At 58.9% G+C, this 18,067-nt stretch carries 15 protein-coding genes and 1 tRNA gene; 13 read left to right on the top strand and 3 right to left on the bottom strand.

Going from position 1 to position 18,067, the window contains the following annotated elements:
- The first annotated feature begins 4 nt into the window (after positions 1–4).
- The 8 genes from C7436_RS18835 (at position 5) to pgi (ending at position 10,592) form a co-directional block, all read left to right on the top strand.
- Complete coding sequence (locus C7436_RS18835) at positions 5–181, top strand: hypothetical protein (RefSeq protein ID WP_011784202.1); 177 nt, start codon at positions 5–7, stop codon at positions 179–181.
- Positions 171–3,134, top strand: coding sequence for an ATP-binding protein (locus C7436_RS14855; protein WP_121208296.1), 2,964 nt, complete (start codon positions 171–173; stop codon positions 3,132–3,134). The genes C7436_RS18835 and C7436_RS14855 overlap by 11 nt, the downstream gene beginning before the upstream one ends.
- 7 nt (positions 3,135–3,141) lie before the next feature.
- The gene (locus C7436_RS14850) at positions 3,142–4,536 is read left to right on the top strand and encodes a sigma-54-dependent transcriptional regulator (protein ID WP_121208295.1); all 1,395 of its coding nucleotides are present in this window, start codon (positions 3,142–3,144) and stop codon (positions 4,534–4,536) included.
- Between the two features lie 708 nt (positions 4,537–5,244).
- Positions 5,245–6,612: a polynucleotide adenylyltransferase PcnB gene (gene pcnB / locus C7436_RS14845; RefSeq protein WP_114434738.1), complete on the top strand. Its 1,368-nt coding sequence runs from the start codon at positions 5,245–5,247 to the stop codon at positions 6,610–6,612.
- A complete protein-coding gene (folK, locus tag C7436_RS14840; RefSeq protein WP_121208294.1) occupies positions 6,609–7,106 on the top strand; it encodes a 2-amino-4-hydroxy-6-hydroxymethyldihydropteridine diphosphokinase in 498 nt (165 codons plus the stop codon). Before pcnB ends, folK (C7436_RS14840) begins: the two co-directional genes overlap by 4 nt.
- A gap of 137 nt (positions 7,107–7,243) precedes the next feature.
- Entirely contained in the window at positions 7,244–8,038 is a 795-nt protein-coding gene (panB, locus tag C7436_RS14835; protein ID WP_121208293.1) for a 3-methyl-2-oxobutanoate hydroxymethyltransferase, read from the top strand.
- Positions 8,035–8,883 carry a pantoate--beta-alanine ligase gene (gene panC / locus C7436_RS14830; protein WP_121208292.1) on the top strand — a complete coding sequence of 283 codons (849 nt, stop codon included), beginning with the start codon at positions 8,035–8,037 and terminating at the stop codon, positions 8,881–8,883. Before panB ends, panC begins: the two co-directional genes overlap by 4 nt.
- 47 nt (positions 8,884–8,930) lie before the next feature.
- Positions 8,931–10,592: a glucose-6-phosphate isomerase gene (gene pgi, locus C7436_RS14825; protein WP_121208291.1), complete on the top strand. Its 1,662-nt coding sequence runs from the start codon at positions 8,931–8,933 to the stop codon at positions 10,590–10,592.
- Here the strand turns inward: pgi and folK (C7436_RS14820) are convergent.
- Both folK (C7436_RS14820) and folB read right to left on the bottom strand, forming a co-directional pair.
- The gene (gene folK / locus C7436_RS14820) at positions 10,566–11,090 is read right to left on the bottom strand and encodes a 2-amino-4-hydroxy-6-hydroxymethyldihydropteridine diphosphokinase (RefSeq protein WP_011784194.1); all 525 of its coding nucleotides are present in this window, start codon (positions 11,088–11,090) and stop codon (positions 10,566–10,568) included. The two genes, pgi and folK (C7436_RS14820), sit on opposite strands and share 27 nt — an antisense overlap.
- A complete protein-coding gene (gene folB, locus C7436_RS14815; RefSeq protein WP_121208290.1) occupies positions 11,087–11,458 on the bottom strand; it encodes a dihydroneopterin aldolase in 372 nt (123 codons plus the stop codon). Before folB ends, folK (C7436_RS14820) begins: the two co-directional genes overlap by 4 nt.
- 141 nt (positions 11,459–11,599) lie before the next feature.
- Between folB and plsY the strand changes: the two genes are divergently transcribed.
- On the top strand, positions 11,600–12,193 hold the full coding sequence (gene plsY / locus C7436_RS14810) for a glycerol-3-phosphate 1-O-acyltransferase PlsY (protein WP_121208289.1): 594 nt from the start codon (positions 11,600–11,602) through the stop codon (positions 12,191–12,193).
- A 12-nt stretch (positions 12,194–12,205) separates the two neighbouring features.
- Here the strand turns inward: plsY and tsaD are convergent, their stop codons facing one another.
- A complete protein-coding gene (gene tsaD / locus C7436_RS14805) occupies positions 12,206–13,261 on the bottom strand; it encodes a tRNA (adenosine(37)-N6)-threonylcarbamoyltransferase complex transferase subunit TsaD (RefSeq protein WP_121208288.1) in 1,056 nt (351 codons plus the stop codon).
- Positions 13,262–13,494: 233 nt separating this feature from the next.
- Here tsaD and rpsU point away from each other — a divergent pair, with 233 nt between their 5' ends.
- From rpsU to C7436_RS14785, 4 genes are all read left to right on the top strand, one after another.
- Positions 13,495–13,710: a 30S ribosomal protein S21 gene (gene rpsU, locus C7436_RS14800; protein ID WP_007153483.1), complete on the top strand. Its 216-nt coding sequence runs from the start codon at positions 13,495–13,497 to the stop codon at positions 13,708–13,710.
- A gap of 154 nt (positions 13,711–13,864) precedes the next feature.
- Entirely contained in the window at positions 13,865–15,616 is a 1,752-nt protein-coding gene (dnaG, locus tag C7436_RS14795) for a DNA primase (protein WP_121208287.1), read from the top strand.
- A gap of 118 nt (positions 15,617–15,734) precedes the next feature.
- Positions 15,735–17,591, top strand: coding sequence for an RNA polymerase sigma factor RpoD (gene rpoD / locus C7436_RS14790; protein ID WP_011784189.1), 1,857 nt, complete (start codon positions 15,735–15,737; stop codon positions 17,589–17,591).
- 60 nt (positions 17,592–17,651) lie between these two features.
- Positions 17,652–17,728 (top strand) — tRNA-Ile (locus C7436_RS14785).
- Positions 17,729–18,067: the final 339 nt, after the last annotated feature.

The raw sequence follows: 18,067 nt of genomic DNA, 5'->3' as shown, positions 1-18,067 counted from the left end.
CCCGATGTATATCTACCGCCTGGTATTTCTGCTGGTACTGGCTATCTATATTTTTTCGCCCAATATCCTGGATTGGTGGACATCGCCGGAGAATGCCTGGTACAGCCCCTTCGTGATCTGGGGTGGGCTGATTGCTATCGGTTTCTGGCTGGAATGGCGGCGGGATCCCAATGAGTTTTAGCGCCACCGGCCTGCTGCTGGCCAGCCTGTTTTATCTGATCGTTCTGTTCGGCATTGCCTGGGGCACCGAACGGGGCACGTTATTGCGCCGCTGGGTTCGCCACCCACTGATCTATACCCTTAGCCTTGGGGTTTATGCCGGCATCTGGGCCGTCTACGGCGCCATTGGTATGGCGGCGGACTCCGGCTACGGCTTCCTGGCCTATTACCTGGGCATCAGCGGCGCCTTCCTGCTGGCACCGGTTCTGCTCAACCCGATTCTCCGCATAGGCCGCGCCTACCAGCTGACGTCGCTGGCCGATCTTTTTGCCTATCGTTACCGCAGTCAGTGGGCGGGCACCCTGGTCACCCTGTGTTCGGCTGCGGCCATTCTGGCCTTGCTGAGCATGCAGATTCAGGCAGTCTCGGTTTCCGCCAGCCTGCTCGCCCCGGATGCGCCGCCGAAAGTTATCAGCGTCATGTTCAGCCTGATCGTGGTGCTTTTCACCATGCTGTTTGGTGCCCGTCGCCATCAGGCCTCCGGCAACCATCAGGGGCTGGTACTGGCCATCGCCTTCGACTCCCTGGTGAAAGTGGTTGCCCTCCTGGTTTTAGGCGGCGTTATCCTGTTCTCGGTTTTCGGTGGTACCAACGGGCTTGAGGCCTGGTTGGCGGAAACTTCACATCCGGAAGCCACCATGACCATGGCAATTAATGACGGAAGCTGGCGGGCACTGCTGCTGATGTCGTTCGCCGCGGCCCTGGTGCTCCCCCACATGTACCACATGACTTTCAGTGAGAACCCGTCCCCCCGTGCCCTCGCGAAGGCCAGCTGGGGATTGCCACTGTACCTGCTGCTGGTCGGCCTGCCGGTGCCGCTGATTGTCTGGGGTGGCCAGGCGCTGTCGGTTGACGCTCCGCCGGCCTTTTTCAGTATCGGCGTAGCCCAGGCCCTGGAGAGCCCCGTCCTGACCATGGCCATGTACATTGCCGGGCTTTCCGCCGCCAGCGGACTGATGATCGTCAGTACCCTGGCCCTGTCCGGCATGGTGCTTAACCACGTTGTTCTGCCGCTCAAGACGCCCCGGGATCAAGGTGACATCTATCGCTGGCTGCAGTGGGTCAAACGCCTACTGATTGCCGTCATCCTGTTTCTGGCCCTGCTGTTCCATGAAACCATTGGCCAGCACCTGGACCTGTCCATACTGGGCGCCATCTCGCTCTCCGGCACACTGCAGCTGCTGCCGGGCGCGCTTGGCGTCATCTACTGGCCCGAAGGCAACCGCCGTGGCCTGATTGCCGGCCTGTTTACCGGCCTGTTCATCTGGTTGATCACCTTGGTGTTGCCGTTCTCGGTGGCGGCAGACATCCTGTCCTGGCTTGAGCTGCCGGTTACGCCCGGCTACGACAACTGGCACCTGTTCACCTTCGTCAGCCTGACCGCCAACATCAGTGTGTTTGCGCTGATCTCAATTCTCAGCCCGGCATCACCGGAGGAAACCAGTGCCGCTCAGGCGTGCTCGCTCGGCGCCCTGTCCCGGCCGCAGCGGCGGGAACTGCTGGCAGCATCCTCCAACGAATTCGTGCAGCAACTGGCCGAGCCACTGGGCATCCGGGTCGCCCGTCGGGAAGTGGAGCGGGCCCTGAACCAGCTCAAGCTCCCCAATGTCGAGTTCCGGCCTTACCAGTTGCGGCGGTTGCGGGATCAAGTGGAAATCAACCTGTCTGGCCTGTTGGGGCCTTCGGTCGCCCGGGACATCGTCAAGCGCCACCTGGGCTTCAAACCGCTCACCCATGGAGGTACCGGGCAGGATATTCGCTATGTGGAGCGAGCGCTGGGCGATTACCAGAATCAGCTCACCGGCCTGGCCGGCGAACTGGACAACCTTCGCCGCCACTACCGGCAGACCCTGCAGAACCTGCCCATCCCCGCCTGTTCAGTGGGTGAAGACGGCGAGATTCTGATGTGGAATCATGCCATGGAAAGCCTCACCAACATTTCCGCCGAGGAAGTGGTCGGGGCCAAGCTGCTGGCCCTGCCGGAGCACTGGCACGCCCTGCTGGACGATTTCAATCGAGGCGACGACCTGCACCGCTACAAGCACAGGCTGGATCTTCGCGGCAAGCCACATTGGCTGAACCTGCACAAGGCGACACTGAGCGGCCCGGATCACACCGAAGGCGGCTCGATCATCCTGGTGGAGGACCAGACCGAAACCCGCTTGCTGGAAGATGAATTGATGCACAGCGAACGACTGGCCTCCGTGGGGCGCCTCGCGGCGGGCGTCGCTCACGAAATCGGTAATCCCGTCACCGGCATCTCGTCTCTGGCCCAGAACCTGAAACTGGAAACCGATGATCCGTCCATTCTGGAAACTGCAGACCAGATTCAGCAGCAGACCCGACGCATTTCCACCATCCTGCAGTCGCTGATGAACTTCGCACGTACCGGCAACCACGCTCATGCCAACCGTTATGAGCCGGTCAGCCTGCACCGCTGCATTGATGAATCCATCAACCTGCTGTCGCTCAGCGAAAAGGGGCTCGGCATCAGTTTTCTGAACGAGTGCCCCGCCAGCCTGCAGGTGCTGGGAGATGAACAACGGCTGGTACAAGTATTCATCAACCTGCTGGCCAATGCCCGGGACGCTTCCCCGGACGGCGGCACCATCCGGGTTGCTGGAAAGGCCGACGGCTACTCCGCTATCATCGAGGTCATTGACGAAGGCTCCGGCATACCGGCAGACCAGCTGGATCATATTTTCGAACCGTTTTACACCACCAAGGCCCCCAACAAAGGAACCGGACTTGGCCTGTCACTGGTGTACAGCATCATTGAAGAGCACTATGGCAACATTCAGGTGGAAAGCCCGGCCAATCCGGAAACCGGCCTGGGCACCTGCGTAAGACTCCGCCTGCCTGCCTACGAGCCTGATACCGACAGCGGTTACAGCAGCCCGAACGAAAGGTCGTGAACACCCTATGCCCCGTATTCTGATTGTTGAAGACGAAGACATTATCCGCTCGGCGGTTCGCAAACTTCTCCAGCACGCCGGCTATGAGGTGGCAGATGCTGTCTCGGTAGAAGAAGCCGAGGGCCTCGACCCGGACAGCTTCGACCTGGTCATCACCGATCTGCGCCTGCCAGGCGCCGCCGGTACGGAAATGATCAACCGCGCCCCCAACACGCCGGTACTGATCATGACCAGTTATGCCAGTTTGCGGTCCGCGGTTGACTCCATGAAGATGGGCGCCGTGGATTACATTGCCAAACCCTTCGACCATGACGAAATGCTCGCGGCTGTAGAGAATATTCTGGCACGCAAGTCTTCGGCTTCCGATGAAATAACCGGCCCTGGTGATGCCGCCCGCACGAGCGGACCCGACTCGGACCCATCCGAGATCATGTTTGGCCAGTGTGAGCCCATGCAGAAGGTGTTCACCCTGATTCGCAAAGTCGCCCCCACCGAGACCACAGTGCTTATCCAGGGCGAATCCGGTACCGGTAAAGAACTGGCGGCGCGGGCTCTGCACCTGCTCAGCCCGCGAGCCAGCAAACCGCTCATCTCCGTAAACTGCGCGGCCATTCCCGAAAGCCTGATCGAATCGGAACTGTTTGGCCACGAGAAAGGCGCCTTTACCGGCGCCGTCTCGGCCCGCACCGGGCTGATTGAAGCGGCAGACGGCGGCAGTCTGTTCCTGGATGAAATTGGCGAACTACCTGCCGAAGCCCAGGCCCGATTGCTGCGGGTGTTGCAGGAAAGCGAGATTCGCAAAGTGGGCTCCACCCAGAGCCGGACCGTGGATGTGCGGATGATCGCCGCAACCCACCGAAACCTGAAAGCCATGACCAGAACCGGCGAGTTCCGGGAAGACCTTTACTACCGACTGAATGTGATGCAGATCCGCATACCGCCCCTGCGGGAACGTCGCGCCGACATTCTGGGCCTGGCTCGCCGATTCCTGAAACGCCAGGCCAGCAAGCTTGGTCGCCCGGAGCTGTCTCTGAGCCCCGAGGCTATGCAGGCACTGGAACGCTATCGCTGGCCCGGCAACGTCCGGGAACTGGAAAACGCCATCGAACGAGCCTCAATCCTGACCGATGGCGATGTCATTACCCCGGCGGTACTGGACCTGGACAGCGACTCCGCCGACGAGTACATCCCGGAAACCCTGGTTGAAGGCAATAATGAACAAACCCCTGCAAGGGATGTTGATTCGTCCAACGATCTGTCGCTGGAGGATTACTTCCAACACTTTGTGCTTGAAAATCAGGACCGGATGAGCGAGACCGAGCTGGCGCAGAAGCTGGGCATCAGCCGAAAGTCACTTTGGGAGCGTCGGCAACGCCTGGGCATCCCCCGCAAAAAAGCCTGACACAAAGAATGAACCCAGAATCAGTTGTTACCGCCTGTTCCTCTCGGTAACACTTCCTGTCCAGATCATGAGACCCAGGTAACACTTTCAGGAGATACGGGGTAACACTTACATACCTCATTTTCATAACCTCCTGTTTAAAAAGGCTTTTCTAAAACTGGCACGACCACTGCACACTAATAAGCGCACAACAACAAAAACAAAAGTGACAACGCAGCGCCAAAACAAAAACAAATAGCTGCACGAGCGCCCGGCAACAAAAACAAGAACAGGGTGCAAGCGAACTGAGTGTTTTGGGTACTATGCTTTTTAGGGGTCCCACGACACGTGCGAGTTGTAGATGTAGAGAAGAATCGTCTTCCAGGCGACACTGCAGATACTCCCATAACCCGCACCGTGTTACTGGCCGCTCTATGTATTCAAAGCTTTCCGTTTGCATTGCTTAAGGTCCTTATCTTGGGGACAACACAGTGGGGTAAAAGAATCAAAAAGAATCCCGGCAACAACAAAAACAATGCAGATCGTCAACGCTTTCAGGGCGGATTCGTGGAAACGGATCCGCCTTTTGATTTTCCGGACTGCCAAAAATAGCCTTCCCTCAACAGGCCTCCATGACCACTTTATTCACTGGCATTTCCGTCAAACATGTGCAATTCCTGCGCAAACCGTTAAAATCCCCGTTTTTGCGCTTCGCAAACACGGAATTCCATGCCTAAACGACTTGTTGAAAAACTACGCTCCTTCATTCCCGGCAACGGGAAGAAGAAAGCCCGCCACTACCAGCGGCAGGAGATCCCGCGGGATCAGCACAATGTCTCCCGCTCCATGATCAGTGAACCGGCCAAGAAGGTACTGCACCGTCTGAACAAGTCCGGCTACGAGGCCTATCTGGTGGGCGGTGGCGTTCGCGACATTCTACTTGGCGGACAACCCAAAGACTTCGACATAGCCACCAACGCAACACCCGAAGAAGTTCACGACCTGTTCCGGAACTCCCGCCTGATTGGTCGCCGCTTTCGCATTGTGCACGTGGTGTTCGGGCGGGAAATCATCGAAGTAACCACCTTCCGCGGTAATGCCCGGGATACCGATGACGACCTGGCCGACGACGAGCACAAGACCAGTGAACATGGTCTGTTACTGCGGGATAATGTCTATGGCAATCAGGAAGAAGACGCACTTCGGCGCGACTTCACCATCAATGCGTTGTATTACTGCATCCGGGATTTCTCCATTATCGACTTTGCCAACGGCGTGCAGGATCTGAAAAACCGTCAGATCCGCCTGATTGGCGACCCGGAAACCCGCTATCGGGAAGATCCCGTGAGAATGCTGCGCGCCATTCGTTTTGCGGCCAAACTGGACTTCCAGATTGAGCCGGAAACGGAGGCCCCCATTCGGGAGCTGGCCCCACTGTTGGCGCACATCCCTCCGGCCCGGCTGTTCGATGAAGTCCTCAAACTGTTCTCCGCCGGCCACGGCGAGGCAACCTATCGCCTGCTTCAGAACTATGGTCTGCTGGCCCCACTGTTCCCGGAGACCGCCCGGGCACTGGATGCCGGCGAACCCGATGAACTGATACTGCAAGCCCTTCGCAACACCGATGCCCGGATTGCCCAGGGCAAATCAGTGACCCCGTATTTCCTGTTCGCGGCCATGCTCTGGCCGGCTCTGCAGGTGGAATGGCGCAGGCGCCAGGACAATGGCGATCCGGTTCAGCCGGCGCTGCACGGCGCCATCGGCAAGGTGATCGGCCGCCAGGTGCAGGCAACCGCGATACCGAAACGTTTCTCGGGCCCCATGAAAGAAATCTGGGAACTGCAGATGCGGCTACCCCGTCGCCAGGGCAAACGAGCGTTCGGTACCATGACCCATCCGCGCTTCCGGGCGGCCTACGATTTTCTGCTGGTGCGGGAAGCCGCGGGCGAAATTGAGCCGGGCCTCGGGCAATGGTGGACGGAATTCCAGCAGGCGGATGAGCGTGCGCAGGAAAAAATGCTTTCCGAGCTGGGCTCCGGTGGTCCGAAAAAGCGCCGTCGCAAGCGCAAACCTGCAAGAAAACCGCCCCAGCCATGACTGTCGATGCCTATATTGGGCTGGGCAGCAATCTGGAACAGCCTGCAGCCCAACTGGCAAGAGCCGTGTCGGAACTCGCGGGCTTACCCAAATCCACACTGGTAGCGCAATCTCCGTTCTATGCCAGCCGCCCCGTCGGCCCGCAGGATCAACCAGATTTCGTGAACGGTGCCGTTCATCTGCGTACCGATCTTTCTGCCCACGAACTGCTGGATTGCCTGCAAGCCATTGAACAGGCCCACGGCCGTGAGCGACTGAGGCACTGGGGACCACGCACCCTGGATCTGGATCTGCTGCTGTTTGGTCAGACAACCCTCAACGACGCACGCCTGACCGTTCCCCACGCGGAACTGGCCAACCGTGATTTCGTCCTGCAACCCCTGCTGGACCTAGCCCCGGAACTGGCACTGCCGGACGGCACCAGCGTTGCGGAACTGCGCCGACATTGCCCGGACAACCAGCTGCGCAGGCTGCCAGCCCAGGCGCACCCCTGACCAGGTTCCTTATCGCATCCAGGTGCGGAAGAGCATGCTACTCTTGTGTCTGATATACCCGGGATTTACATTAACGCTCTGAACACCGGTCGACCCCGGTCCAAAACTGGCCCATCCACCCAAAAGGCAAGGATTCTATGGCAGTTACCATCAATACCCTGCGGGAATACAAGCAAAAAGGCGAAGCCTTCTCGGCACTGACCTCCTATGATGCAACCTTTGCTCAGGTTGTCAGCGAGGCTGGCGTTGATGTCATCCTGATTGGCGACTCTCTTGGTATGGTGCTGCAAGGCCACGACAGTACGCTCCCGGTCACCATGGATCAGATGGTGTATCACACCAGCTGTGTCGCCCGCGGTAACCAAGGCGCCCTGATCATGGCCGATATGCCGTTCATGTCTTACGGTACCGTTGCCGATGCACTGGACAATGCTGCGGAGCTGATGCGCGCCGGCGCCCACATGGTCAAGCTGGAAGGCACCGACTGGATGAAGGACACCATCGAAGCCCTGAGTGAACGTGGTGTGCCTGTTTGTGCCCACCTGGGCCTGACGCCACAGTTCGTCAACAAGTTCGGCGGCTACAAGGTACAGGGACGTGATGAGAAGACCGCCGAGGCCATGATTGAGCATGCTTGCGAACTGGAAGCCGCCGGTGCCGATCTCATCCTGCTGGAGTGTGTACCGGCCCCGCTCGCCGCTCGTATCACCCAGGCCGTGAAGGCGCCGGTCATCGGCATCGGAGCAGGCTCGGATACCGATGGCCAGGTACTGGTACTGCACGACATGCTGGGCGTCACCACCGGCCGCAAACCCCGTTTCGTGAAGAACTTCCTCGCCGAGACCGACTCCATCCCGGAAGCCATTGCGGCTTATGCCCAAGCCGTCAAAGCACGCACTTTCCCAGCCGAGGAGCATACGTTCAAGGCATGAGAACCGTACACTCACTCAAAGAACTGCGCACGATTCTGCGGGGCTATCGCCAGCAGGGTAAGACCATCGGTCTGGTACCCACCATGGGCAACCTGCACGAGGGCCATATCTCGCTGGTGCGCAAGGCGGCCGAGGCCTCCGATATCGTCGTCACCAGTATTTTCGTGAACCCGATGCAGTTCGGCGCCAATGAAGACCTGGACACCTACCCGCGAACCCTGGTTGAAGACCAGGAAAAGCTGGCGGCAGCGGGCAATACTCTGGTCTTTGCCCCGGGCGTTGAAGAGATCTACCCTCAAGGGCTCGCCAATCAGACCAAGGTGGTGGTTCCCGAAGTCAGCGAGGGCCACTGTGGCGCCAGCCGGCCGGGCCACTTTGAAGGCGTGGCCACCGTGGTTACCATGTTGTTCAACATGGTTCAGCCCGACATTGCCGTGTTTGGCGAAAAGGATTTTCAGCAGTTGGCGGTGATACGCAAACTTGCCCGGGATCTGATGATTCCGGTGGAAGTGATTGGCGCGCCGACGGTGCGGGAAGACGATGGCCTGGCGAAAAGCTCCCGTAACGGCTATCTGTCCGAGCAGGAGCGGGGCATCGCTCCGGTGGTGTTCCGAACACTCCGTCATACCGCTGACCAGTTGGCACAGGGACGCACCGACTACAGCATCCTCGAGCAGGAGGCACGCGATGCACTGTCTGAGGCAGGGCTCAGGCCGGACTACTTCAACATCGTCAACAGCCTGACCCTGAAGCCCGCCAGCAAGGATGACCGCGAGCTCACACTACTGGTCGCAGCGTTCCTGGGTACCACCCGTTTGATTGATAACCTCTCGATCACGCGCTGAAACCTCACTATGGAGCCTCACCCCCAGACAACGGAAGGGACCCCCTGATGCCTGAGAAACACCCTGCGCTCACCAGCCGAGCAGAATGGCAAGCTCTCAACGACGCCAAAGCCCGGCTCGAACACCTACCCATGCGGGAGCTGTTTCAGCAGGATCCGGGCCGTGCCCAGCGTTACCTGGTAGAGGGTGCAGGCCTGTCGCTGGATTTCTCCCGCAACCGGCTGACGGACGAAGTGCTGGAGGCTCTGCTCAACCTGGCCCGGGCCTGTGGTCTGGAGGAACGTCGTACGGCCTTGTTCCGGGGCGGTCTGGTGAACCTCACGGAACAACGCCCCGCCCTGCACACCGCCCTTCGTGAGGGTGAACAGGGCGAGGTTCGGGTGAACGGCGACAACGTCATTCCCGAAATCCATCGCACACTGGGGAAGATGGAAGCGCTGGTTGAAAGCATTCACAGTGGTGAACGCACCGGCCACTCCGGCGCCCGTTTTACCGACGTTGTCAGTATTGGCATCGGAGGCTCGTTTCTCGGGCCGAAGCTGGCCGTCGAGGCGCTACGCCCGTACTGGCAGGGCTCCATTAACTGTCACTTTGTCGCCAACATCGATGGCACCGACATTACCGAAACCCTGGCATGCCTGAATCCGGACACCACGCTGTTTCTGGTGCAGTCAAAATCCTTCCGTACCCAGGAAACCCTGGAGAACAGCCTGCTCGCCCGGCAATGGTTTCTCGATAATGGTGGCAACGCAGCCTCGGTCTCCCAGCATTTCATGGCAGTCACGGCCAACGTCGAAGAAGCGGCCCGGTTCGGCATCGAACCCGCCAACACCTTTCCCATGTGGGATTGGGTAGGTGGTCGTTATTCCCTCTGGTCCGCCATCGGCCTGCCGATTGCGTTAACGCTTGGCATGGCGGCATTCCGGGAGCTACTCGCCGGTGCATATGCCATGGACTCCCATTTCAGGGAAGCGCCCGAGCGGGAAAACCTGCCGGTAATCATGGCCATGCTCAGCGTGTGGTACAACAATTTCTGGGGCGCCGAGAGCCATGCGGTACTGCCCTATGACGAATACCTGAAATACCTGCCGGAGCACCTTCAGCAGCTGGATATGGAGAGTAACGGCAAGCGCGTAACCCAGAATGGCATCAGCGTGGATTACCCTACCGGGCCCGTGCTCTGGGGCGGCGTGGGAGCTAACGGCCAGCACGCCTATCACCAACTGATTCATCAGGGTACCCGGCTGATTCCTGCCGACTTCATCATTCCCCTGAGGTCCCACAATCCGGTGGCCAGCCACCATGCTGCTCTGTTTGCCAATTGTCTGTCTCAGGCACGGGCCATGATGGCCGGAAAGACGGAAGCAGAGGCCGAACAGGAACTGCTGGCCGGCGGTCTTGATGGTGATGCCGCCCGCCAGCTGGCCCCACACAAGGCCATTCCCGGTAACCGGCCCTGCAACATCCTGCTGATGGAACGCCTGACTCCGCACACCCTGGGGGCACTGATTGCACTTTATGAACACCGCACCTTCGTGCAGAGCGTTATCTGGGATATTGATTGCTTTGATCAATGGGGCGTGGAGCTGGGCAAACAGATTGGCAACGAAATTCTTCCGAAACTGCTGGGCGAGAGTGAAGATGGCAGCGCTGGAGACAGCGCCACCGACAACCTGATCCGGTTATTCCGCGACCGCTCCGGAACTTGAGATCTGACGCCCCTGCCAGGTGAAATCGACGGGCCAGAGCTTCTGGTCCTTCTGGTAAGACTGCCAGAGGCTGCGATAGCTCTCTCCGCACACAGGGTGCAATTCGTCCGGAGCAATATCGGCCAGCGGCCTCAGGACAAATGCGTTTTTTAGGATTTCAGCCCGGGGCAGTTCAACCCCATCAAGGGTGCCGGTCGCATCGCCCCAGGTGAGAATATCCAGATCCAGAGTCCTTGGACTGAACTTGGGCGCCGAAGCTTTGCGGCCGTTGTCTGCCTCGAGTTTTTTGAAGCGCCGGGAAAGCTCTCCTACCGACATATCGGTATCCACACCCACCACCAGGTTCAGAAAATCCGAGCCATCGAAGCCGACCGATTCGCTCTCGTAAACCGGAGAAATGGCCAATTCTCCAAACCAACCGGCCAGAGCATCCAGCGCCGCGCTGACATGGCGATAGCGTTCAATATTACTGCCGATACTGATGTATACACGTTTCATGCCCGTGCCCCCCGCTCAATTCTCACGCCCACCGAGCGTGCGGCCGGCACAGCACCGGGCTTGCTCAACGTCAGCCTCAGCCAACGCACGCCAAACTCGCCCTGCAGCAAACGGGCAACTTCCTCTGCGGCCCGCTCCAGCAACTCCGGCTGCAGCGTTTGCAGGCACTGACTGACCCGCTCGCTAACGGCGGCGTAATCAAGCGCATCGGCAACATCGTCACTGGCGCCGGGCACCGAGTTATCCCACGCCAGTTCCAGATCCACCAGTAGCCGCTGTGTGACTTCGCGTTCCCAATCGTACACCCCGATCACGGTTTCCACCGCCAGTCCTTCAATCAGGACTGTGTCCCATTTGCCATTTGCCAAACCGGTCTCCCGAGCCTTCCACTGATGGCTGATTGAATATTACACAGGCAGACGATACTGTGACGGACAACCAGCCTGCCTTGATGCGGGCGGCATTTTCTCACAGAACACAGGGCCCAGTCTCTGTACAGCGGTTACGCCATGGACGTCTTTAGCCAACCCGTTGCGATTGTCTTGCTTTGCACCAGCGCTTATCTGGCGGGCTCCGTGCTGTTCGCGATACCAGTGTGCCGCCTCTGGAAACTGCCAGATCCTCGCGCCCTGGGTTCCGGCAACCCCGGAGCCACCAATGTGTACCGGGCAGGTGGCTGGCAACCCGCGCTGGCAACCCTGGTGCTGGATGCGTTCAAGGGCTGGTTGCCCGTCTGGCTCGGTCAAAGCCTTGGCATGTCCATTCTGGTGCAGGCCATGATTGCCCTGTGCGCGGTGACCGGACACATGATCCCGGCATTCTATCGGTTCAAAGGGGGCAAAGGTGTTGCCACGGCCCTCGGGGCAGGGTTGGCACTGGCGCCGCTCACCACCGCCATCATGGCAGGCTTGTGGCTGGGCGTAATGTGGCGCTGGCGCATTTCAGCCGTGGCCTCTCTGGTGGCAATCACCAGCGGCCCGCTCATCAGCGCCCTGCTGGAACCGGAAACCCTGCCCCTGTTCGGACTGCTGACCCTGCTGATTGTGGTGCGTCACCGCAACAACCTGATTCGCCTGGCCCAGGGGCGGGAAACCGGGCTCTAAGTTCCCGCCCGGCTAGTCCACAAGGCCGTTGTGACGAGGTTCCGCCACCGGCGGCAGGGTATTCATCGGCCACCGGGGTACCGCCACAATCCGCTCGCCATCCTGCTGACCGGCCTTTAGCCGCTGCGCACCGGCATAGGCAATCATGGCACCGTTGTCGGTGCAGAACTCCGGACGAGCGTAGAACACCGAACCACGCAGCTTTTCTGCCATGGCCTCCAGTGCCGCCCGCAATCGCTTGTTGGCGCTGACCCCGCCGGCAATGACCAGCCGCTTACATTCGGTTTGCTCCAGGGCTCTGCGACATTTGATGACCAGGGTATCAACTACTGCAGCTTCGAACGCCAGAGCAATGTCCGCTTTTACCTGCTCATCCAGCGTACCTTTATCTTGTGCGTCGTTCACGGTGTTCAGGGTGTAGGTTTTCAGCCCGCTGAAGGAAAAATCCAGGCCGGGACGATCGGTCATCGGGCGGGGAAAACGGTACTGCCCCTCTCGACCCTTTTCCGCAAGGGCAGCTACCCGGGGGCCACCCGGATAATCCAGCCCCAGCATTTTCGCAGTTTTATCGAACGCCTCGCCGGCGGCATCATCCACCGATTCACCCAGCATCTGGTACTCACCAATGCCATCCACCCGCACTAACTGGGTATGGCCACCGGACACCAGCAGCGCGACAAACGGGAACGCCGGCGGATTGTCCTCCAGCATGGGCGCCAGCAGGTGACCTTCCATGTGATGCACTCCCAACACCGGAATCCCCAGTGCAAACCCCAAGGCATGCGCCACCGAGCCGCCCACCATCAGGGCACCCACTAACCCCGGCCCGGCGGTATAGGCGATACCTTCGATATCGGAACGGGCTTTACCGGCTTGAGCCAGTACCTCATCGCATAAAGGAAGCAACTTGCGGACATGATCCCGGGAGGCCAGCTCAGGCACCACGCCGCCATAATCGGCGTGCATACCGATTTGACTGTAAAGGGCATGGGCCAGCAGCCCCTGCTGAGCGTCAAACAGGGCTACACCGGTCTCATCGCAGGAGGTTTCAATACCAAGAATCAGCATAATGGGCACTATATCCAAGGGGTGTCGGGTACGTGGGCGGCATTTTAGCAGAAACCCGAAAGCTTCCGGCAGTTTCGTTGAACAGTGATTGACCTTGGCCAGCCCAGCGGCTATCATTGCCGCCCTAAATTAGCACTGGTCGAGTTTTAGCCAATCTGACCAGGGATCGAGCCCGTACGGCACTGGCCGACGGAACAAATTGAAACCGAATCTATCAGGTAGGTGATTTTCGAATGCCAGCTGTTAAAGTGAAAGAGAATGAGCCGTTTGACGTAGCACTGCGTCGCTTCAAGCGTTCCTGCGAGAAGGCCGGTGTACTGTCTGAAGTACGTCGTCGTGAGCACTACGAGAAGCCGACCGCTGTTCGTAAGCGTAAAGCAGCTGCTGCCGTTAAGCGTCATCTCAAGAAGCTTCAGCGGGAACAGCGCAAGTTCGAGCGTCTGTACTGAGTTCAGGCGCGCATCGACTGCACAACTGATTGCCGGAACGGCGTTTCGCCCCACCCGGCAAGCTGAAAATGCCGCCGAGGCCTGGCTTCGGCGGCATTTTTGGCTATGGCGAAAATGCCTTCGCACCCGGCACCCCGGCTGAAGTGGAGCCACCATGAGCGGATTGATCCCTCAACGCTTTGTTGAAGACCTGCTGGATCGCATTGATCTGGCGGAGCTGATCGGTTCGCGCATCACGCTGAAAAAAGCCGGAGCCAACTTCAAGGCCTGCTGCCCGTTTCACGACGAGAAGACGCCATCATTTAACGTTCGACCGGACAAAGGCTTCTATCACTGCTTTGGCTGTGGAGCCCATGGCGATGCCATCAGCTTTGTTCGCGAATTTGAGGGCCTGGGTTTTACCGAAGCGGTAGAAGAACTGGCCAAGCGTGCCGGGCTGGAAGTGCCGTACGACCGAGCTGCCAAACAGGAAATGCAACAGGCGCGGACACTGACCGATGCCCTGGAGTTTGCCAACCGGTTCTATCACTCAGCACTGACCAGTCAGCAAGGCGGTTATGCCCGGGACTACCTGAAGCAGCGGGGACTGGATGAAAACATTATCCAGCAGTATCAGATTGGTTTTGCACCGGGCACCGGCACGGCACTTTACGACGCCGCCCCGAAGGATCTTAAAGCACCACTGATTGAGACCCGCACGGTGTCGGACCAGTACGGCCGCCCCAGGGATCTGTTCCGCAACCGGGTTATGTTTCCCATCCGGAACACCCGAGGCAAAACCATCGCCTTCGGCGGGCGCACGCTGGGCGACGACAAGGCCAAGTACATTAACTCGCCGGAATCGGACGTTTTCCACAAGAGCCGGGAAATCTACGGCCTGTTCGAGGCCCGGCAAGCCATTCGACAACTGGACAAGTTGCTGGTGGTCGAAGGCTATATGGATGTGATTGCGCTGGCCCAGCACGGCATCCATTACGCGGTGGCGACTCTGGGGACGGCCACCAACCAGGACAGCCTGACCGCACTGCTTCGGCACGTTCGGCATATCGTGTTCTGTTTTGACGGCGACCAGGCAGGTTTTCGGGCAGCGGACAGGGCCATGGAGAATGCCCTGGAACTGATGGCAGACGGGCTGCACCTACAGTTCCTCATGCTGCCAGAAGGCGAAGACCCGGACACACTGGTGCGCAAAGAAGGGCCGGACGCATTTCAGAAGCGTATTGAGGGCGCCACACCCTTCTCACGCTATCTGTTTGATCGCCAGAGCGAGGGCCTTGATCTGCAGTTGCCCGAACACCGAGGCGAACTTCGGGCACGGGTTGAGCCCTTGCTGAACAAGATGCCCCGCAGCACGTTGCGGGACGCCATGTGGCACGAAATGCTGCGCCTTTGCGGCGGCCGCAACCAGTGGCAGAACCGCCAGCAGGGCCAGAATTACAAGGCACGGGGCTGGCGCGGTGAAGGCCAAAGCCGGCCCACGGAAGAGCGGATTGACGTAAAACTCAGCAAAGACAGCACCTTGTGCCTGGCCTTGCTGGAAGCACCGGAACTGGCAACCGAAGTGAAAGCTCTGGCAGACAGCACCCGGCAGCTTGAACGCGCGGGGCGTTTTGCCCGCTGGTTACTGGAAGAAAAAATTCAGACCCGCAAGACACTGGTCGCGGGGCTGGCCACGAACAAACAGGCCAGGGACAGGTTTTACAACCTGTTTGACGAACTGGAGCACATACCGGCCCGGGAAAGCACACTGGCGGCTGCCAGAGAGCTGTTAAGCCCGAATGAAGAGGCCGCGCGTCAGCAGAGGCTGGCAACCCTGCTCCGGAACCTGGCACAGCTTTCCCCGGAAGAACGGGAGGAGCTGCGAACGCTCAGCGCCGGTACGTTAAATCCGAAGGCTGAAAGCTGAGCACTTGAAACCTGTTGCCCTGATCACCATCTAACCATTCGGTGGCAGCGCAACCGAGCGACAGCTATAATGGCTGTTTAACTTTTTTCCTTTTTAAAAGCGAGTTCACAGGGTGTCTATGTCAGGCAATTCGCAGAAATCACGTTTGAAAGACCTCATCGCACGAGGCAAGGAACAAGGTTACCTGACTTACGCCGAGGTAAACGATCACCTCCCGGAAGATATCGCAGATCCGGATCAGGTTGAAGACATTATCCGGATGATCAACGACATGGGTATCCAGGTGTGCGAAGAGACACCAGACGCGGATACCCTGCTGATGACCGAAGGTGACTCCACTGCCGACGAAGCTGCTGCCGCCGAAGCCGCTGCTGCTCTTGCCGCCGTTGAGACCGACGCTGGCCGCACCACCGATCCGGTGCGCATGTACATGCGCGAGATGGGCACCGTTGAGCTGCTGACCCGCGAAGGCGAAATTGTCATCGCCAAGCGCATCGAGGAAGGCATTCGCGATGTCATGGCCGCTGTAGCACATTTCCCGGGCACCGCCGGCACCGTGATTCAGGCCTACGACCGCATCATCGAGAATGAAGGTCGCATCAGCGACATCGTCACCGGCTTCCTCGACCCGGACGACGCCGAGCCGTTCATGGGTGAAGACACCAGCACCGAAGACACCTCTGCTGATGACAGCGATACCAGCAGCGATGACGACGATGACGACACCTCCAGCGAAGACGACAACGACAACGGGCCAGATCCGGAAGAAACCCGGCTGCGCTTCGAGCTGCTGAAAGAGAAGCTGGACGCTGCCGAGAAGGCCTTGGCCAAACACGGCCGTGGGCACAAGAAAACCCAGGAAGCCCTGAACGAACTGGGCCAGGTTTTCGCCCCGTTCAAGCTGGCCAACAAGGCGTTTGACGAACTGGTGAACGTCGTTCGTTCAACCAACGACCTGGTCCGCGAGAATGAGCGCGCCATCATGCAGATCTGTGTACGCGACTGCAAAATGCCGCGCAAAGACTTCATCAAATGGTTCCCGGGCAACGAAACTGATCTTGAGTGGGCCGGCGAAATTGCCGCCACCAAAAAGCCCTATGCGGCCGCGATCGGTGAGCGTGTAGATGAAATCGTTCGCCTGCAGAAGCGCATCCAGAACGTTCAGACCGAAGTGGATCTGGACGTAGCCGACATCAAGGAAATCAACCGCCGGGTGTCTATCGGTGAGGCGAAAGCCCGCCGCGCCAAAAAGGAAATGGTTGAGGCCAACCTGCGTCTGGTTATTTCCATCGCCAAGAAATACACCAACCGCGGCCTGCAGTTCCTCGATCTGATCCAGGAAGGCAACATTGGCCTGATGAAGGCGGTGGACAAGTTCGAGTACCGTCGTGGCTACAAGTTCTCCACCTACGCTACCTGGTGGATTCGCCAGGCCATCACCCGCTCCATCGCGGATCAGGCCCGCACGATCCGGATTCCGGTGCACATGATCGAGACGATCAACAAGCTCAACCGCATCTCCCGCCAGATGCTGCAGGAGATGGGCCGCGAGCCCACACCCGAGGAGCTGGGCGAGCGCATGGATATGCCGGAAGACAAGATCCGCAAGGTGCTGAAGATCGCCAAGGAGCCGATCTCCATGGAAACACCCATTGGTGACGACGAAGACAGCCATCTGGGCGATTTCATCGAAGATATCCAGGCTCTGTCGCCAGTGGATTCTGCCACCGCTGAAGGCCTGCGCGAAGCCACCCGCTCCGTGCTGGCCGGCCTGACCGCTCGGGAATCCAAAGTACTGCGCATGCGCTTCGGTATCGAGATGAACACCGACCACACTCTGGAAGAAGTCGGCAAACAGTTCGACGTCACCCGGGAGCGTATCCGTCAGATCGAAGCCAAGGCCCTGCGCAAACTGCGCCACCCTTCCCGCTCCGATCACCTGCGCGGCTTCATTGACGACCAGGGCAACGGTTAATCCGCAAGACAGTAGCGGGCGCCACCCCTCGTGGGTATAATGGCGCCCGTTTTCTTTTCCGGGCCTATAGCTCAGTTGGTTAGAGCAGGGGACTCATAATCCCTTGGTCGCTGGTTCGAGTCCAGCTGGGCCCACCACTCCGTTCTATCGCGCTGGACCTCATCGAACTACTCCAGCCTGACTGTCGAAGATTTTTGCATCATTCCAAAGCTCCCACCGGGGAGCTTTTTTGTGCCCGTTCACAAAACAGTAAACATTAAGCAACAGAAATACACAGAACCCCACTTCTTAACCCCATGAGTTTTCAGCCGTTTTAGGCAACCCTTGAGCTACGTGGTCCTACCGACACCCTGTCGTGTCAAAAATGCCAACGTCCCGATCAGACAAGCCTCATACACTTAAACCTGAACAAGCGTACCAGTCCTGAAAGGAATCCCTAGGGACTGAGCACAAAAACAATGAGTGAACGGAGTGTA

Origin of the sequence: Marinobacter nauticus, from assembly GCF_003634635.1 — a bacterium.
Taxonomy (GTDB): domain Bacteria; phylum Pseudomonadota; class Gammaproteobacteria; order Pseudomonadales; family Oleiphilaceae; genus Marinobacter; species Marinobacter nauticus.
Note: the sequence above shows the minus strand (reverse complement) of the source record. Positions and strands in the feature narration are given on the sequence as shown.